This is a genomic window from Sphingomonas sp. GM_Shp_2 (assembly GCF_026540875.1).
Lineage (GTDB): Bacteria > Pseudomonadota > Alphaproteobacteria > Sphingomonadales > Sphingomonadaceae > Sphingomonas > Sphingomonas carotinifaciens.
Window position 1 is genome coordinate 53,617 of the sequence record NZ_JALNUQ010000011.1, and the last position, 13,834, is coordinate 67,450.

16 protein-coding genes are annotated in these 13,834 nt (G+C 68.5%); all 16 read right to left on the reverse strand.

What is annotated here, in order from left to right; translation table 11 throughout:
• Window positions 1–2: 2 nt before the first annotated feature.
• A complete protein-coding gene (locus OXR08_RS06230) occupies window positions 3–419 on the reverse strand; it encodes a hypothetical protein (protein WP_267348660.1) in 417 nt (138 codons plus the stop codon).
• Window positions 420–430: 11 nt separating this feature from the next.
• On the reverse strand, window positions 431–1,021 hold the full coding sequence (locus OXR08_RS06235; RefSeq protein WP_267348662.1) for a hypothetical protein: 591 nt from the start codon (window positions 1,019–1,021) through the stop codon (window positions 431–433).
• Complete coding sequence (locus OXR08_RS06240; protein WP_267348664.1) at window positions 1,018–1,611, reverse strand: hypothetical protein; 594 nt, start codon at window positions 1,609–1,611, stop codon at window positions 1,018–1,020. Before OXR08_RS06240 ends, OXR08_RS06235 begins: the two co-directional genes overlap by 4 nt.
• Window positions 1,611–5,315 carry a phage tail length tape measure family protein gene (locus tag OXR08_RS06245; RefSeq protein ID WP_267348666.1) on the reverse strand — a complete coding sequence of 1,235 codons (3,705 nt, stop codon included), beginning with the start codon at window positions 5,313–5,315 and terminating at the stop codon, window positions 1,611–1,613. Before OXR08_RS06245 ends, OXR08_RS06240 begins: the two co-directional genes overlap by 1 nt.
• 170 nt (window positions 5,316–5,485) lie before the next feature.
• Window positions 5,486–5,914, reverse strand: a complete 429-nt coding sequence (locus OXR08_RS06250; RefSeq protein WP_267348668.1) for a GTA-gp10 family protein — start codon at window positions 5,912–5,914, stop codon at window positions 5,486–5,488.
• Between the two features lies 1 nt (window position 5,915).
• Window positions 5,916–6,197, reverse strand: a complete 282-nt coding sequence (locus tag OXR08_RS06255; RefSeq protein WP_267348670.1) for a hypothetical protein — start codon at window positions 6,195–6,197, stop codon at window positions 5,916–5,918.
• Window positions 6,197–6,622: a phage tail tube protein gene (locus tag OXR08_RS06260; protein ID WP_267348672.1), complete on the reverse strand. Its 426-nt coding sequence runs from the start codon at window positions 6,620–6,622 to the stop codon at window positions 6,197–6,199. Before OXR08_RS06260 ends, OXR08_RS06255 begins: the two co-directional genes overlap by 1 nt.
• A gap of 70 nt (window positions 6,623–6,692) precedes the next feature.
• A complete protein-coding gene (locus tag OXR08_RS06265) occupies window positions 6,693–7,088 on the reverse strand; it encodes a hypothetical protein (protein ID WP_267348674.1) in 396 nt (131 codons plus the stop codon).
• The gene (locus OXR08_RS06270) at window positions 7,081–7,620 is read right to left on the reverse strand and encodes a hypothetical protein (RefSeq protein WP_267348676.1); all 540 of its coding nucleotides are present in this window, start codon (window positions 7,618–7,620) and stop codon (window positions 7,081–7,083) included. Before OXR08_RS06270 ends, OXR08_RS06265 begins: the two co-directional genes overlap by 8 nt.
• Window positions 7,620–7,946, reverse strand: coding sequence for a head-tail adaptor protein (locus tag OXR08_RS06275; RefSeq protein WP_267348678.1), 327 nt, complete (start codon window positions 7,944–7,946; stop codon window positions 7,620–7,622). Before OXR08_RS06275 ends, OXR08_RS06270 begins: the two co-directional genes overlap by 1 nt.
• 35 nt (window positions 7,947–7,981) lie before the next feature.
• Window positions 7,982–8,512 carry a hypothetical protein gene (locus tag OXR08_RS06280; RefSeq protein WP_267348680.1) on the reverse strand — a complete coding sequence of 177 codons (531 nt, stop codon included), beginning with the start codon at window positions 8,510–8,512 and terminating at the stop codon, window positions 7,982–7,984.
• A 1-nt stretch (window position 8,513) separates the two neighbouring features.
• Window positions 8,514–8,735: a hypothetical protein gene (locus OXR08_RS06285; RefSeq protein WP_267348682.1), complete on the reverse strand. Its 222-nt coding sequence runs from the start codon at window positions 8,733–8,735 to the stop codon at window positions 8,514–8,516.
• 78 nt (window positions 8,736–8,813) lie between these two features.
• Window positions 8,814–10,115 carry a phage major capsid protein gene (locus OXR08_RS06290; protein WP_267348684.1) on the reverse strand — a complete coding sequence of 434 codons (1,302 nt, stop codon included), beginning with the start codon at window positions 10,113–10,115 and terminating at the stop codon, window positions 8,814–8,816.
• Between the two features lie 70 nt (window positions 10,116–10,185).
• A complete protein-coding gene (locus OXR08_RS06295; RefSeq protein WP_267348686.1) occupies window positions 10,186–10,806 on the reverse strand; it encodes an HK97 family phage prohead protease in 621 nt (206 codons plus the stop codon).
• The gene (locus OXR08_RS06300) at window positions 10,784–12,013 is read right to left on the reverse strand and encodes a phage portal protein (protein WP_267348688.1); all 1,230 of its coding nucleotides are present in this window, start codon (window positions 12,011–12,013) and stop codon (window positions 10,784–10,786) included. Before OXR08_RS06300 ends, OXR08_RS06295 begins: the two co-directional genes overlap by 23 nt.
• Before the next feature lie 38 nt (window positions 12,014–12,051).
• A complete protein-coding gene (locus OXR08_RS06305; protein ID WP_267348690.1) occupies window positions 12,052–13,806 on the reverse strand; it encodes a terminase TerL endonuclease subunit in 1,755 nt (584 codons plus the stop codon).
• Window positions 13,807–13,834: the final 28 nt, after the last annotated feature.

The window sequence follows — 13,834 nt, forward strand, 5'->3', positions numbered from 1 at the left end:
GCTCAGTACGGCACGCGCCAGGCGCGCGGCGCTTCCCAGCGGGCGCGGTCGATGCGGATCAGCCCCTCGCGGCCGGCCTCGCTCCCCACCGCGATCAGGTAGCCGCCCCAGCAGATGCCGAGCAGCCCGGCCGACATGATCACGTCGCCCCGCTGCGCCAGCGCCGGCGCAACCGCGTCGAACTTCCGGGCAAGCGTGTCCTCCAGCGTGCCGGCGCCGAACCGCTTCAGCGCGCGCGCCGCGCCGATCGCCGTAGTGTAGCGCCCGCGAAATTCGGGCATCGGGTCGACCCCGGTCATCGCCGCGACCGCGCCGGCCGAAAAGATGCAGCAGTCGTGACTGCCCCAGGCAAACGGGCGCGCGTGCAGGGGTTCGAGATACGCGGCGAGCCGCGCCTCCCAATCGGGATGGCGATGCATGGCAGCTCCGATCAGGCCGGCTTGCCGGCGGAATTGGCGATGGCGATGGCAAGCTCGGCCGACAGGTCCCCGGGGTCGAAGCGCTGCTGGTCGAGATAGGTCCGGCCGGACGCCTGCGTGAAGAAGCCCAGATACGTCTCGACATCGAGCGTCACCGTCTGCTCGCGGCTGTCGCCGGTGACCTTCGGTACCGACATGTAGCCGGTGTGGTAGCTCCAGATCGCCCCGATCCGCTGCAGGCTGGCCGGATCGAGCATCGCCTTCCACAACCGCGCGTCGCGTCCGGCCCAGCGCGCCTTGTCACCGATCTGGGTCATCAGGTCATCGTCCAGCCCCGCCAGGCCCGACAGGGTCAGGGTCAGCGTGTCCGACCCGCCTTCCTTTGCGCGCACGTCGCCGATCGCCACGACACTCGGGTCGACCGCGCTGAAGGTGAAGCCGTCGAGATCGGCGTCGCCCGTTCCCGCAAAAGTGAAGCTGTACGGTGCGTCGGTGACCCGGATCGGATCGCCGGCGATGTCGAGAAAGCAGAAGTTGACCGGCTTGCGGACGCGCGCCGCCAGTGCTGCGGCGGCCTCCGCATCGGGGCGCGCCGCGATCATGCGGACTCCTCGCAATCGAAGCCGACCGCGTAGGTCTTGCCGATCCCGACCGCCCACCCGTTCTTCGGATCGCTCATCGACATCACCGCATAGGGGAGCCGCACCTCGACCGCGGCACCATCCGCGGGCGCGGCGCGCAGATAGGGCTTGATGGAAATCGTGGCCTGCCCGTCAGCGTCGACGATGGCCGGTGCGGTGAGCATCAGGAGCTGCTCGCCCACGGTCACGAATTGCCCGCGCTTCAGGCGCAGCCCCGCCGCGCCCCAGCCGCTGGTGCGCAGCCGGAAGCCCTGCTGACCCGCGCCCGCAACCCGCACCTCGGGATCGCCGGCAAGCTGCGGCCCCTCGCACGCGACCAGTCGGAAACTGTTCGCCACCCCGTCGCAATCCACGACGAACGCCCGCCAGTCCAGCACCGCCGCCTCGCCGCGGATCTCGGGCAGTGTCACCTTGGCCTGCCAGCGCGGCGCCGCCGCCAGCAGCACGACCCGGCGGGCGCGCGTCACCTCGCTGCGATTGACCTGCGCGGGCTGGTCGATCGCCCATTCGATCTTTGCCGGCACCGGCGCTGGCGGGAACGGGATCAGCATCAACCCGTCACTCCGCCGGGCAGGCCGGGCCGCTGCATCCGCCGCATCGTCCGCGCCTGCGCGCCCGCCATGATCGGTTCGGCGGCGGCGCCCACCGTGCGGACGGCCGTCTTCTGCATTTCCACCTGCAGCATCGGGCCGGCCTCCACGCGGGCATTCACATCCACCTCGACCCGGTCGCGTCGCCCGCCGGCGCCCGCATAATCTGGCAGCCGAGGCGTGCGCAGCACCGGCAGGCGCGGCGCCCCCAGCGACCCGCCATCGGCGAATTTCGGCAGGCGCCGGGCGTTCAGCGCGGCAAAGGTGTCGGCCCCGTAGAAGTCGACCGCACGCTCGCTGATGATGAATTCCCGGTTCGACAGCCGCACCGCGCCGCCGCCGGGTCCGCGGAGCAGCGCCAGCACGCTGTCCGATCGCCCGGTGCCGGGTCCGCGGATCTGGCCGCCGGGGGAGCCAGCATCGGCAAAGCCGGGAACACGGCCCAATGATCCGCCATCGGCAAAGCCGGGGATGATCCCGCCCACCGCCGCGACGATCGCCTTCTGGACCGCGAGACGCGCCAGGTCGCGGATGATGCTGCCGACCACCTCACCCGCGACGCCCTTGATCCGCAGGAGGTTGGTCACCGCGCTGGCCGCCGCGCGCGATCCGGCGTCCTCCATCTGGCCGAAGCCGCGGACCGCCACCTCCTCCAGCGAGGCACGCATATCCGTCGTGGCCGCTTTCAGCCGCTCGCGATACGCCTCCAGCGGCCCGGCCGACCGGCGATCCTGCTGCTGCTGTTCGAGCCGCTCGACCGCCGGCAGGTCGCCGAGTTGGTCCCGTGCGCGCTGCACCGCGTGGGGATCGTCGCTGGTATCGCGTACCCGCTCCAGCGCCTGACGCCGCAACGTCTGCTCGATCTCCAGCATCTGCTGCGCGATGCGCCGGCGATCGGCGTCGGTGGTTGCCAGATCTTCCTGCAGGCGCAACCGCGCCAGCTCGGCCGACAACGACTGTTCCTGTGCGTCGAAGCGACGCTCGACGATCACCCGCGCGCGATCCGCGTCGATATTTTCCAGCCGCTGCTGCCGCGTCGCCTCGTTGATCGCGCCGAGGCGCAGCGCCTGCGCCACGGTGATCTCGCCAGCCGCCAGCCGATTGCCCAGGCGGGTGCGCTCGGTGTCCGCCTCGGCATTGACCTCGTCGCGGATCAGGCTCGCCCGCTCCTCCTCGCCGATGGCCGACCGGGCGGACGCATCGAGCAGCTTGCGGCGCGCGCGCAGCACATCCTCGTTGTAGGCGGAGTCGTCGCGCAGCGCCTGGCGGCGGGCGGTTTCCTCCTGCCGCGCCTGCGCCGCCGGCGACGGACCCGCCTTCCCAAATTCGACGTGGTAGATGCGCTGTGCCGGCTCGTTGAGCAGCTTGCGCAACGAGACACCCGCCTCGGCAAAGGCTTTGCGAATGGTGCCGGCGCTGATCCCCGGGCCGTAGGCGACATCGATCGCCTGGCCGCGTTCGTGCGCGGAATGACCTGGCCGGGCGACCGGGCCGGCATGACGTCCGGCCTGCGCGTCGGCATAAAGCTGCGCCTGGCGCTCAGCGCTGCGCAGCCCGCTCGTCACACGGCCGCCGATCCCCTCGACGATCGCCGTGGCGCCAGCGATATCGACCTCGCGGCCGGTCTGGCGGTTCGCGGTGGATGACCGGGTCGAGGCGTTCTCTCGCGCCTGGGCCGCAGCGACGGCCGCCTTCTTCTGTTGCTCCAGCTCGACGAGCCGGCGTTTGGACTCGGCCCCGATCTGGCGGCCGAGCCTGGCCTCCTCGCGCTGCTGGTCCTTCAGCGCCTTGATCCGGTCGTCGTACAGCTTGGTGACCCGCCGGACGGGATCGATCGCGATTCCCGCCTGCTCGGCCGCGAGATCGACCCTCGTGCGGTTCAGGTTGGCCTGCGCCTTCTCGACCGCCGCATCCGCCTGGCCAAGCTGCTTCTGCAAGTCGACGACGCGCGCCGCCTCCGCCGCCTGCTGCACCGACACGGTCGAGGTGCCGCCCGCGGTCAGGCTGAAGCCGTCGCGCGCGGCGATGGCGTCGGCCAGGCGCGCGGCAGTCTTGCGCCGGATATCGAGCGCTTCCTGCGCGTGCTGCTTCGCGGCGACATTGGCGCGCTCGGCCGAGCTGCGCTCCGCTGCCGCCGCCTCGTCCAACGCCGCGGCCTGTTCACGGATCGCGGCCGTCACGCCGGCCAGCGTGTGAGTGAATCGCTCCTTCGCCGCGGCAGTGATCTCGGTCTGGCGGGCTTCCTTAGCCAGCTTCCTGACCGCTTCCTCGGTCTCGTCGCCAAAGAAGTGCATACCTTTTGTGAGCGAACCGACGACGAGCAGCGCGGCGGTGATCGCCAGCCCCCAGGGGCCCAGCATGAAATTGGCGAAGGAGCGCACCCGCGCCTGCAGCGATCCGGCCGCGCCCTGCAGATAGGCGAGCTGTCCGGCGGCCTGCGCGCCCTGGATCGCGATCACCTGGAAAACGTTCGCGCCCATCGACATCTGGGTGAAGACGTCCTGCGCCTGGTAGGACAGGCCCTGCATCGCCATCCGGTTGCCGACCATCGCGGCCATCGCGCGCCGCTGTTCCTCGGTCATGCGCTGGGTGGCGGCGGCGGCGGTCGGGAGGCCGCGCGCGTGTTCGTAGAGGTTGTTGCGGGCGAGCTGGATCGCGCCGGCATATTCGCGTGCGGTGACCGCACCGGCGCGCAGCAGACGCTCCGCCCGGTCCAGCTCCTGGTCGAAGCGCTGCTGCGCCGCGTACATCGGGTCGAGGGCGCCGCGGAGCTGGTGCACCTCGGCGGTCAGCGTCTGCTCGGCCGCCAGCATCCGCGCGGCCGCCGCCGCCGATCCGGAAAGCTGCACCGCCTGCGCATTCAGCGCACCCCGCGCCATCTCGGTCGCGGTCGCATATTCCCGCTGGCTGATCGCGCCGGCGCGGAGCAGCGTCTCCGCCCGCGTCATCTCCTGATCGAACCGCTGCTGGGCCAGGTACATCGGGTCGATCGAGGCACGCAGGAGATCCGCCTGCGCGGCCAGCTCGCGCTCGGCACGCGCCGCCGCCGCTGCGGAGGCGGCCAGCCGCTGCTGCTCGGCCGCGGCTTCCGCGACCCGCTGGTGGCGGGTGACGAAATGCTCGGTCGCCTCCGCGCTCTGCATCAGCTCGATCTGCACGCGCTCCAGCGCGCCCGCTTCGGCCGCCAGCGCCGCCGCCTTCTGCTCCGCCTCGATGCGCGAGGCGCGCGTCGCCTGGATGAATAGGCGCGTGGCCTCGCTTTCGTCGCGGGTGGCGTGCGCGGCGCGCTCGGCTGCCTGCTCGATCAGCAGGAAGCCGCGCGCCTGCTCCTGAGCTGCGGCGGCACCGGCGCGGATGTCCTCGGCGCCGAGATTGGCGCGGCCGTCGATCGTCGGCCCCTTGATCGCCTGCGAGGCGATGCGCTGCACCTGGCTGAAGCTGGCCTCGAAAGACCGCTGCGCCCGCTTGGCCGCATCGTTTGCGAGATCGGCGAATGCGCCGAAGCGGCTGCCCATGCCGCCGATCTTGCGATCGACATTGTCCGCCATCGACGCCGCGCGCCGCTCGAAGCGGTCGAGCGGCTGCTCGCCCTCGGCCAGATGCCGGCGCAGCAGCTCGGTCGCCGCGTCGACCTGCAGCAGCAGGCGTTCCGTCGTTTCCGCCATGCCCGCCTCCCTCAGAAACAGGAAGGGCGACCCGATCGGGCCGCCCTATTGATTGCCATCAGGCCTGGGCTGCATCCGCTCCCAGGCACGGACCGCATCCCAGAATTCGACCGGAGTCGATCGCCAGAAGTGATGCGACCGCCAGCCCAGCACCGCGGTCGCGAAGCCGCTCAGCCGGCGACGGGGGCTTCGGTCGTCGTCTTCGTCGTCGTCGCCGGCTTCGGATTTCCCTGGCTGTCGAAGCCCCCGGTCACTGCCAGCGACAGCAGGCCCGACACCACCTGGAGCGCACCATGAAAGCCGCCGGGACTGTCGAGGATCAGGCACGCGATACGCGCCGCGGTGGCCCCGGCGGAGTCGCGGTCCTGCTCGGAGCGGCCAAAGGCCCGGATGCACTCGCAAGCCACATGGGCGGTATCGGCGAGCGTCAGCTTGCCGGCGATCGCGTCGCGCGCCAGGTCGATCAGGCCACGCCCCGCCGCCGCCTCGATCGCACCGATCGCCTCGTAGCTGGGCCGCATCACGTAATCGCGGCCGACGAGCGTCAGCGCATATTCGCCGCGGTCCTCCACCGCGGGTCGGGCCGTATTGTCGTCCATATCAGGCTTCCTTGGTGAGGGCCGGCACCGCCGGCGCAGTGGCATAGAGAGCGCGAACCTGCGTGACCGCGTCGGGGTCGGCCGCGATGGCGTTCGCCAGATCGAGCAGCGAGGGCACATCCCCGGTGATGAAGGGCAGCACCGCCGCCGCGATCCGGTCTGCGCCGGACACCAGCAGATGCTCGATCTCGGCCGAGGCGCAGCCGGTGGCGGCGACCAGCCGCGCGTCCAGATCGCCCGGCCGCCTCGTCGCGTACCGGACACCTGCGATCTCGATCGGCATCAGGACAGCGTATCGACGGTCGGGTTTTCCGCCGGCTGGAGCTGCACGCCGGCGGTGACCGTCGATCCCTGTTCGAAGCCGGTGTTATCCAGCGCGGTATACATCAGGCAGGCGAACACCACGTCCCCGTTGGCGAACGGCTTCTTGCGGATCTGATACACCTCCGCGGCATTCGATTTATCGAGCGTCTCCATCCGGGTGTAGCCGTCCGGATCGGGCAGCGAGGGCACGATCGCCTGATTGATCGACAGCGTCCGCAGGCCGGGGGTCTGCGTGTCGACGCCCTCGGTATCCTTGGTGGCGCTGGTGCTGAAATTCTTGGACCGGTTGATGGTCAGGTTGCCCTGCCCAGCCGGCTGCACGAAAGTGCCGGCGACTGCGGACTGTACGAACAGCCGGTAATCGCTGCCGAGCTTCTTACCCATGGGTCATTCTCCACGACGAAAGGCCGCGCGGAATGCCGCGCGGCGGGTTGGTTGATGGTGGCGGGGGCGCTCAGTCGGGGGCGAGCGCGAGGATGGTGAAGGTGGTGATGCCGGCGTAGGTCACGCCGTCTTCCTGGAGGGTGGCGTCGTCGTCCTCGAATGCGAAGGCGAGCGTCCAGCCCTCGAAGGTCAGCGTCTGGTCGTCCAGCGCGTCGATCTCGTCCATCACCGCCAGCAGCGGCGCGCGCTCCTCCGCCTCGTACAGCGTGACGATCGTCAGCGTCACGATGCGGTCGCGGCTCCGCGGCTTCTCGGGAATGCGCCGGCTGGCGACGTCGCCGATGATGACCAGGCCGTTCAGCGCCGAAGCGTTGTCCGGCACGTCCTGGTACACCGCGGCCCGGGCGATATGCCCGGACAGGAATTGATAGGAGGCGGCCTCCACCGCCGATTTCGCGCTAGTCAAAGCTGCCCCCCGCGGTCTTCGCCAGGGCGCGGGTAAAGATCCCGCGCAGATTGGTGTTGAGGGTGCGCCGCAGGTCGGTGAGCCGGCCGGTGACGAAGCGCTTCCCCTTCATCGCCGGCACCTTCATCCGATAGGTCGCGACGATATCCTCCTTCTTCTTCCGCCCGCGCTCCGTGCGCAGCATCGATGCCGACCGCCCGCCGATCGCCGCCTTCACCCGGCGCCGGCGCTGGACCAGCACCACCTGCGCCTTCCGGCCCAATTCCTGGATGCGGCCATAGAACAGCTTGGCGCGCCCCTTCGGCGTGCCGAGCAGGCCGACTTGCAGGCGCAGCGACTTCGGCAGGACCTTGTGCGACTCACCGCCCTGAAGCGCGCCGGTCTTGCGCGGCGTGCGAGCCTTCACCGCCGCGAGGATGTCGCGACCGGTGACATTCAACTCCACGACGATTTCGCTCGCCAGCGCGTCTGGCAAGCGCCGGAACAGCCGCTTTATGCGGCTCATGCCGCGGATCGAACGCCGGCGTGCCATCAGGCGGGCCGCGCCTCGCTCTCCACGGTCATCACGACACCGTCCCGGGTGTCATTCAAAGCCGCGGCGCGGATATTGCCGATCACCTCTCCAAGCACGGCATCGGTCCACACCAGCCGCATGCCGGTGTTGATGCCCGGACGCACGCGGATCGTGACCCGCCAGAGCTGCGTAGCGCGCGTGACGGCCGAGGTGGTGGCCTCAGTGCCACGTAGCGCGATGATTTCCGCGAAGACGCCTAGATCGACATCCCGCCAGCCGTCGCTGCCCTCAGGCTTCCGGCGCCCGCCGCGGCCGTTGCTGACGAGGCTCTGCTCCTGGATCACGACACGGTGGATCAGGCGGGCCGACGATAAGCGCGTCACGGATTGATACGCAGGCCGGGGACGAGCGTGCCCATATCGATCGGGCGATCGTCGAAACGGCCGCGGATCATCGACAAAAGGGCGATCCGCAACGCGGCCGGCACCTTGCTCGCATCCGGGCCGTATCCTACCGCGATATCGGCGACGATCGTGCTGCGGTGAAACTCCGCCGGCCAGCGGCTGACCGGCGCGATACCGCGCTGAAGCTCGCGGCCAGTCAGGCGAAAGCCGGCCGGATCGACCGGCACAACGGTGCCGTCCGCCGCCATGGTGCCGATCGACACCAATCGGCGGGCGGGCCCGACCGTCAGATGATCGAGGAAGATTGGCGCATCCGCGTGGACCCGCACCACCTGATCCATGAATCGCAAGCCGGTGAACAGCTCCAGATCCTCGCGCGCCGCGACCATCAGCAGGAACAGCTCCTTGTCGAAGAGCGAGCCGTCGACGCGAAGGTACGTCTTGACCTGGTCGAGCGAGATCGGCTCTGCGGCCGGTGCCACGATGGTCTCAGCGGCGCTCAGCACGTCAGGCGGGCTCGGCGAAGAGCGCGTCGATCAGGCGCAGCGCCTCATCGGCGCCGATTTCGGTACCTACCTCCAACTCCTGACCGGCAACGCGCGACAAGGTCGGACCTTCCTGCCCGACAAGCATACGGATTGCTGCCGGCACAGCGCCGGGCGCTCCTGCCTCGCTGGTCGAACTGGTGGGTTTGGTGGTGCGCCGGGGGGCGCTCGGGGCCTTCGCCATACGGGATCTCCTCTGCGAGAGGCAGGCTCACCTGCCCCTGGCGGAAGAGGCGGGCTCAGTCAGCCCGCCCCCACGTTGTCAGGCCGCGGCCATCCGCAGATGCTTGACCGCGTTCTGATCGGCCAGCTCGCCGTCGTAGCGGAGCAGACCGGCCAGACCGATTTTCGGCCAGAAGCGCTCGCGGACGGTGCCGATCAGCGGCGAACCGACCTTGCGCACCCAGTACCGGCCGAGATCGCCGAAGATGACCGGACGCGCGCCGGCGGCAATCGCGGGCACGTCGTCGTTGATCGAATACGGCTTCTCCAGCAGCGTATTCGGCGCGCCGGCGCGGATGTCGCCGAGCTGCCAGAGGTAATTGCCCTGGCCGTCCTTCAGCTTGCGGAGCGCCAGCAGCGTGGTGTCCGCGAACATCCAGCGGCACTTCGGGCTGCGGCGATACGGCGCGCGCACCGAATGCAGCAGCTCCAGCATCTCGTCGGACGCCAGAACGAGCGCGCTGGCGGTCGTCTTGCCCAGGCCGCTGGCGGTGACGATGCCGTTCGGCTCGTTGTTGCCGGTACCCACGGTCAGACGGCGGTTCGCCTTCCGGCCCATCCGCTCGCCGATCGCTTCACCGACGAAGCCTTCGATGTCGAACACCGAGTCCTGCATCAGCTCATAGCTGATCTTGATCCAGGGCGTGGCGTCGACGAACGCGTCGAGGCGCTTCTGGCCGAACTCCAAGTCACCGGAGTTATCGTCCTTCAGATCGTCATTCTCGGCCTTGGCCGCGGTCGAATCATCGTCGGTGTCGTCGTTCGTCGGGATATCGAACTCGTTGCCCGATCCGGTGGAAATTTCGCGCACGACGTCGCCGTCGTACATCGGGCCCCAATCCTTCATGACCTTGACGATCTCGCGCGCCAGCTCGACCGGCACGGTGTAACCGCCGGCCTGCGCGGTACCGGCGACCTGCGTGCGAGCCTCGGCATAGCCACGGCGCAGTAGCTCGCGCTCCTCACGGCTGCACGCGCTGATATCGCAGCCGCTACGCATGTAGCTGTCGAATGCCGAGCGATATTCGGCCTGGCGCTGGGCACGCTCGCCCTCGCCCCGGGCGCCGCCTTCGCCGCCGTCCTGGCCGCGGGTCTCGATGTCGTCGCCGCGGTTGCGGTTGCGCTCGCGGCGCTCTTCGTCCTGACGCTCGATCTGCGACTGACGCTCCTCGCGCGTGATGTCGGCCTCGATCTTGTCGAAGTCCTTCATGATCGCATCGTGGCGCTGCTCCAGCTCGGCGGAGCGCGCGTCGTCGGTGTTGGTGGTAATGGCGTTCAACGCCTCGCGGGCCTGCGTGACCAGGCGGCCGCGCTTCTCCTGAAGCTCGGTCAGAGTGGGCATAATTGCTCCTGGCAAAATGGGGGGCGTCGGAAGGAAGCGCCGACGCGCGCCTCGGGCTGGCGCCCGGTGATCAGCCGATGCCGCGCTCGATCTGTGCCTGACGCGCACGACGGGCGGCGATCCGGGTGCTGCCGCCCTGGCGGTCATGCTGGCGGCGCTCGTCCCGGAAATGCTCGAGCGACCGCAAGCCGATCTCGGTTTCGGGATATTGCGGGAACGCGGTAATGGTCACCTCGTACAACTCGACCTCTTCGATCGTGCGCTTCGGCGGTGTCACCGTCTCGTCCCAGGTCTGCTTGCGGGTGCAGAAGCCGAAAGACATGCCCTTCACGTCGCCGCGCTCGATCAGCACCGCTAGATCCCGGCCGTCGGTGGTGTCCGGTAGGTCGATCTCGACCGCCAGGCCCTTCTCGTCCTCGGACAGCCGCAGCGTGCCCGAGCTGGTGCGACCCAGCACGCGGTCGGTGCGGTGAGCATAGAGCGCGAGGACGTCGGCCGACCGCAGCGTGGCGGTGAATGCGCCGGGTGCGATCTTCTCCAGCCAATACCCGCAGATGTCCGTCTCGGTATCGAACACCGCCGCATAGCCGCGCACGGTATGACCGCCATTCTCGGCGGTGATCTCGCGGACCTCGAGCTTTCGATCGAGGACGCGGATCTCGCGACCGTCAGGCTGCTTGCTTGTCGGCATCGACTTCCTCGTCGTCGTTGAGGGCGGGGCCACCATTGTGGCCGATCGGCGCCGGCTGCTCGCCGAGCGGGACCGTGGCGCCCTGGATGTAAAGCACGTCGCCGTTCGGCAGCGGCGGACGGTTTTCCAGCGCCCGCGCTTCGTTCGGCGTGATCTGGCCGGTCTGGATTGCACGGGCGAGACCCTCGGTACGGCTCTTGAAGTCGCCCCGCTGGATGCCGTCCAGGTTGTGCTTCACCTTGCGCGACCGCCGGCGCTGGCCGAACAGCTTCAGGTTCAGCTCGTCCTCGAGCGCCTTGGCCCACTGGCCCACCAGGTGCTTTACGAGCTGGAGATCCTGCTGCTCGGTATTGGAGAAGGTGCCCTTCGACAGATCCTGAAGGAAGACGGGAGGCAGACCAAAAAGCCGCGCGATCTCCTGGATCTGGAACAGCCTCGCCTCGGTCATCTGACCCTTGGCGGGATCGGCGCCGACCGGCGTCAGCTTATGCCCGGGCGGGAGACCGAAGAAGGACTCACCGGCGCGCTTCGCCAGGTCGATCGCGCGCCGGATATCGGCGAGCGCCCGCTTGAACGCATCGACGCCTGACGGCAGCGGCCCCTCCAGCGCCAGCGGTGGGATGCCGCCACCGACGAAGAAGCCCGCCGCAAAATCGTTCATCGCGATAGCGAGGCCGATTGCCTTCCGGCCCATGTGGATCGGGCCGTAGGCGTCGAGCTGATTGGCCTTCAGCGCAAACGGCACGTCAATCACGTCCGTCGCCGGGTATTCTACATTACCGCAGCGATAGATCTTCCGGCCGCCCTGCCGCCGTACCGAGGTGCGCGTCGGATCGAGCGGCCAGATCGCCACCGGCTTGACCCCGCGCCGCTCGATCCATGCCAACCCTCGGCCGCCGGTGAACACTTGCTGCCAGAAATACTGGCGTAGCGCGAAGCTGCTCCACTCCTCGTTCGGGGCCTCGTTGAGCAGCATCTGCAGATCGCCGTCGACCTTCTCGGTCGTATCCTCGGTATCCCGAAACGCGTGCAGCGGAAGCGCTGCCAGCGTCCGGGACAGGAACGTCACGGCGTCAAGTACCGCCGGCACCTCCAGCGCGTTGGCGATCGTGACGTGTGGAAGCTGCGCGCGATCGGCGCCCTGCCCGAAGAACGATGACCATTCCTCCCAGGAGGCGTCCGTCGAGATGGTGTTCGGACGCTCCATCGAGCGCTTCTCGGCGTGGCCGCCGAAAGGCCATAGCCTCACGCCGCGTTCGCCATGCTGAAGTTGGGATCGTCCCAGGGGGAAGTCGGCACCTGTTCTTCCTCCCGTGTCAGAGCAACAGCCAGCGCGGCGATCAACGCCACCGGATTATCGATCTTGGCTTCGATCCGCGGCTTGCGCGGGTAGACATTGTCCTTGGCGTCCGCTTGCGCGACGACATTGGCGATCTGCCATTCCATCACCGGGCAGCCGGCATGCCGGATCAACTCCGCCTTCATGAAGGCATCGAGCTGCTTCATCGGGTCGGAGAAGTTGAGGACGTTGGGCACGACCTCCAGCACCGGTGCCCCCGCCTTGACCAAGCGGTTCACCAGCATGGTCGCCTGGGCGGGATCGTACGCGATCGTCTCGACCTCGAAGAGCTTGCGCGCCTCATCGATCGCGATCTCGATCTCCTCGAAATCGGTGATGTTACCTTCGTTGACGTCCAGCAACGCCTGCGCGTCCCACGCCTGATAGGCGCTGGTATCCTCGACCGCCTTGCTAGGCAGGAAGTAGCGGCCAAGCCGGATGAACGGGTCCGCCTTCGTCGGTCGATCGCCGATCGGCAGGAAAAGATACTCGATCGCGGCGATATCGACTTTCGACGCCAGATCGAGGCTCAGGATACAGCGCCGGCCGGCGAGCCGATCCAGCGCCGCCGCATCGGCGAACAGCACCGGGATGTCCGGATCGGTGCAGCGCCGCCACGCCTCGATGTCGAAATATGCCGCCTTGGCCGCCACCCACAGATTGAGGTGTTTGGTCTTGAAGATGCCCCGTTTCCGGGGGGTGGCGATGGCGTCCCGCAGTCGGGCGAGTAGATATTCCAGGCCGACCGATACGCCGATGTTCGGATTGGCTTTGCGGAGCGCCGCCTCCGACTTCCAATCGTCATCCTCGTCGATCGAATATTCGGCGAAGAAGGTATCGTCGTCGATCGGCGGGCCGCCATTGTGCCCGATGCCTGCCAGACGCTCGCGCTGCTCCAGGATCATGGCGTAGCAGGGGCCCGCCAAATTCTCCCCGGCGGTGGTGATCAGCAACTGGAGCGGCTGATCGCGCGCGCCCATGCCGGTGATCATCGTATCGACCTGCGCGTCGTCCGCGTGTTCGTGATATTCGTCGTGGATCGAGCAGCTCGGCGATTGCCCGTCGCCGGGATCGCCGATGATGGTCTCCATCCGCGATCCGTCTTCCTGGCGCAGCAGCTGCTTCGCTAGGATGTCGATCCCGAATTTGTCCTTCAGCGCCTTCAGCTTCTGGACCATCAGGCGTGCGGGCCGGAACACCTCCCACGCCTGCTTTTCGTTCGTCGCTCCCGAATACACCTCGGCGCCGTACTCACCGTCCGCGCATAGCATGAACAACGCCACACCCGAGGCGATGGCCGACTTGCCGTTCTTGCGGGGCACGACGAGCAGCCAGCGCCGGAACCGGCGGGTGCCCGCCTGCGTGCCCGACTTGTGCAGCCAGCCAAATACGCAGCAGAGATTCCAGATCTGCCACGGCTCAAGTGTCAGCCGCTTCTTCTGTTTGGCCCAGGGGCCCTTCGTGTGCGGTAGCCGCTCCATGAAGCGACACGGCCGGGCCGCCTTGTCGTCGTCGAAGCGGTAGGGGAAATCGTCCGACGCGCTGCGGACCAGGTCGCTGATGAAGCGCTCGCACTGGAGGCGGATCTGCTTGCCGGCAGGGATCTTCCCCGACACGACGTCCGCCGCATATTGCCGCGCGATGCCGGGATAATCCCGCACTGGCAGTCCTGGTGCCGTCGCCACCGTC

What these genes read in the sequence shown, in the direction of transcription:
- OXR08_RS06230 (WP_267348660.1), bottom strand. Translation starts at nt 419, where the DNA reads ATGCATCGCCATCCCGATTGGGAGGCGCGGCTCGCCGCGTATCTCGAA.
- OXR08_RS06235 (WP_267348662.1), bottom strand. Translation starts at nt 1,021, where the DNA reads ATGATCGCGGCGCGCCCCGATGCGGAGGCCGCCGCAGCACTGGCGGCG.
- OXR08_RS06240 (WP_267348664.1), bottom strand. Translation starts at nt 1,611, where the DNA reads ATGCTGATCCCGTTCCCGCCAGCGCCGGTGCCGGCAAAGATCGAATGG.
- OXR08_RS06245 (WP_267348666.1), bottom strand. Translation starts at nt 5,315, where the DNA reads ATGGCGGAAACGACGGAACGCCTGCTGCTGCAGGTCGACGCGGCGACC.
- OXR08_RS06250 (WP_267348668.1), bottom strand. Translation starts at nt 5,914, where the DNA reads ATGGACGACAATACGGCCCGACCCGCGGTGGAGGACCGCGGCGAATAT.
- OXR08_RS06255 (WP_267348670.1), bottom strand. Translation starts at nt 6,197, where the DNA reads ATGCCGATCGAGATCGCAGGTGTCCGGTACGCGACGAGGCGGCCGGGC.
- OXR08_RS06260 (WP_267348672.1), bottom strand. Translation starts at nt 6,622, where the DNA reads ATGGGTAAGAAGCTCGGCAGCGATTACCGGCTGTTCGTACAGTCCGCA.
- OXR08_RS06270 (WP_267348676.1), bottom strand. Translation starts at nt 7,620, where the DNA reads ATGGCACGCCGGCGTTCGATCCGCGGCATGAGCCGCATAAAGCGGCTG.
- OXR08_RS06285 (WP_267348682.1), bottom strand. Translation starts at nt 8,735, where the DNA reads ATGGCGAAGGCCCCGAGCGCCCCCCGGCGCACCACCAAACCCACCAGT.
- OXR08_RS06290 (WP_267348684.1), bottom strand. Translation starts at nt 10,115, where the DNA reads ATGCCCACTCTGACCGAGCTTCAGGAGAAGCGCGGCCGCCTGGTCACG.
- OXR08_RS06295 (WP_267348686.1), bottom strand. Translation starts at nt 10,806, where the DNA reads ATGCCGACAAGCAAGCAGCCTGACGGTCGCGAGATCCGCGTCCTCGAT.
- OXR08_RS06300 (WP_267348688.1), bottom strand. Translation starts at nt 12,013, where the DNA reads ATGGAGCGTCCGAACACCATCTCGACGGACGCCTCCTGGGAGGAATGG.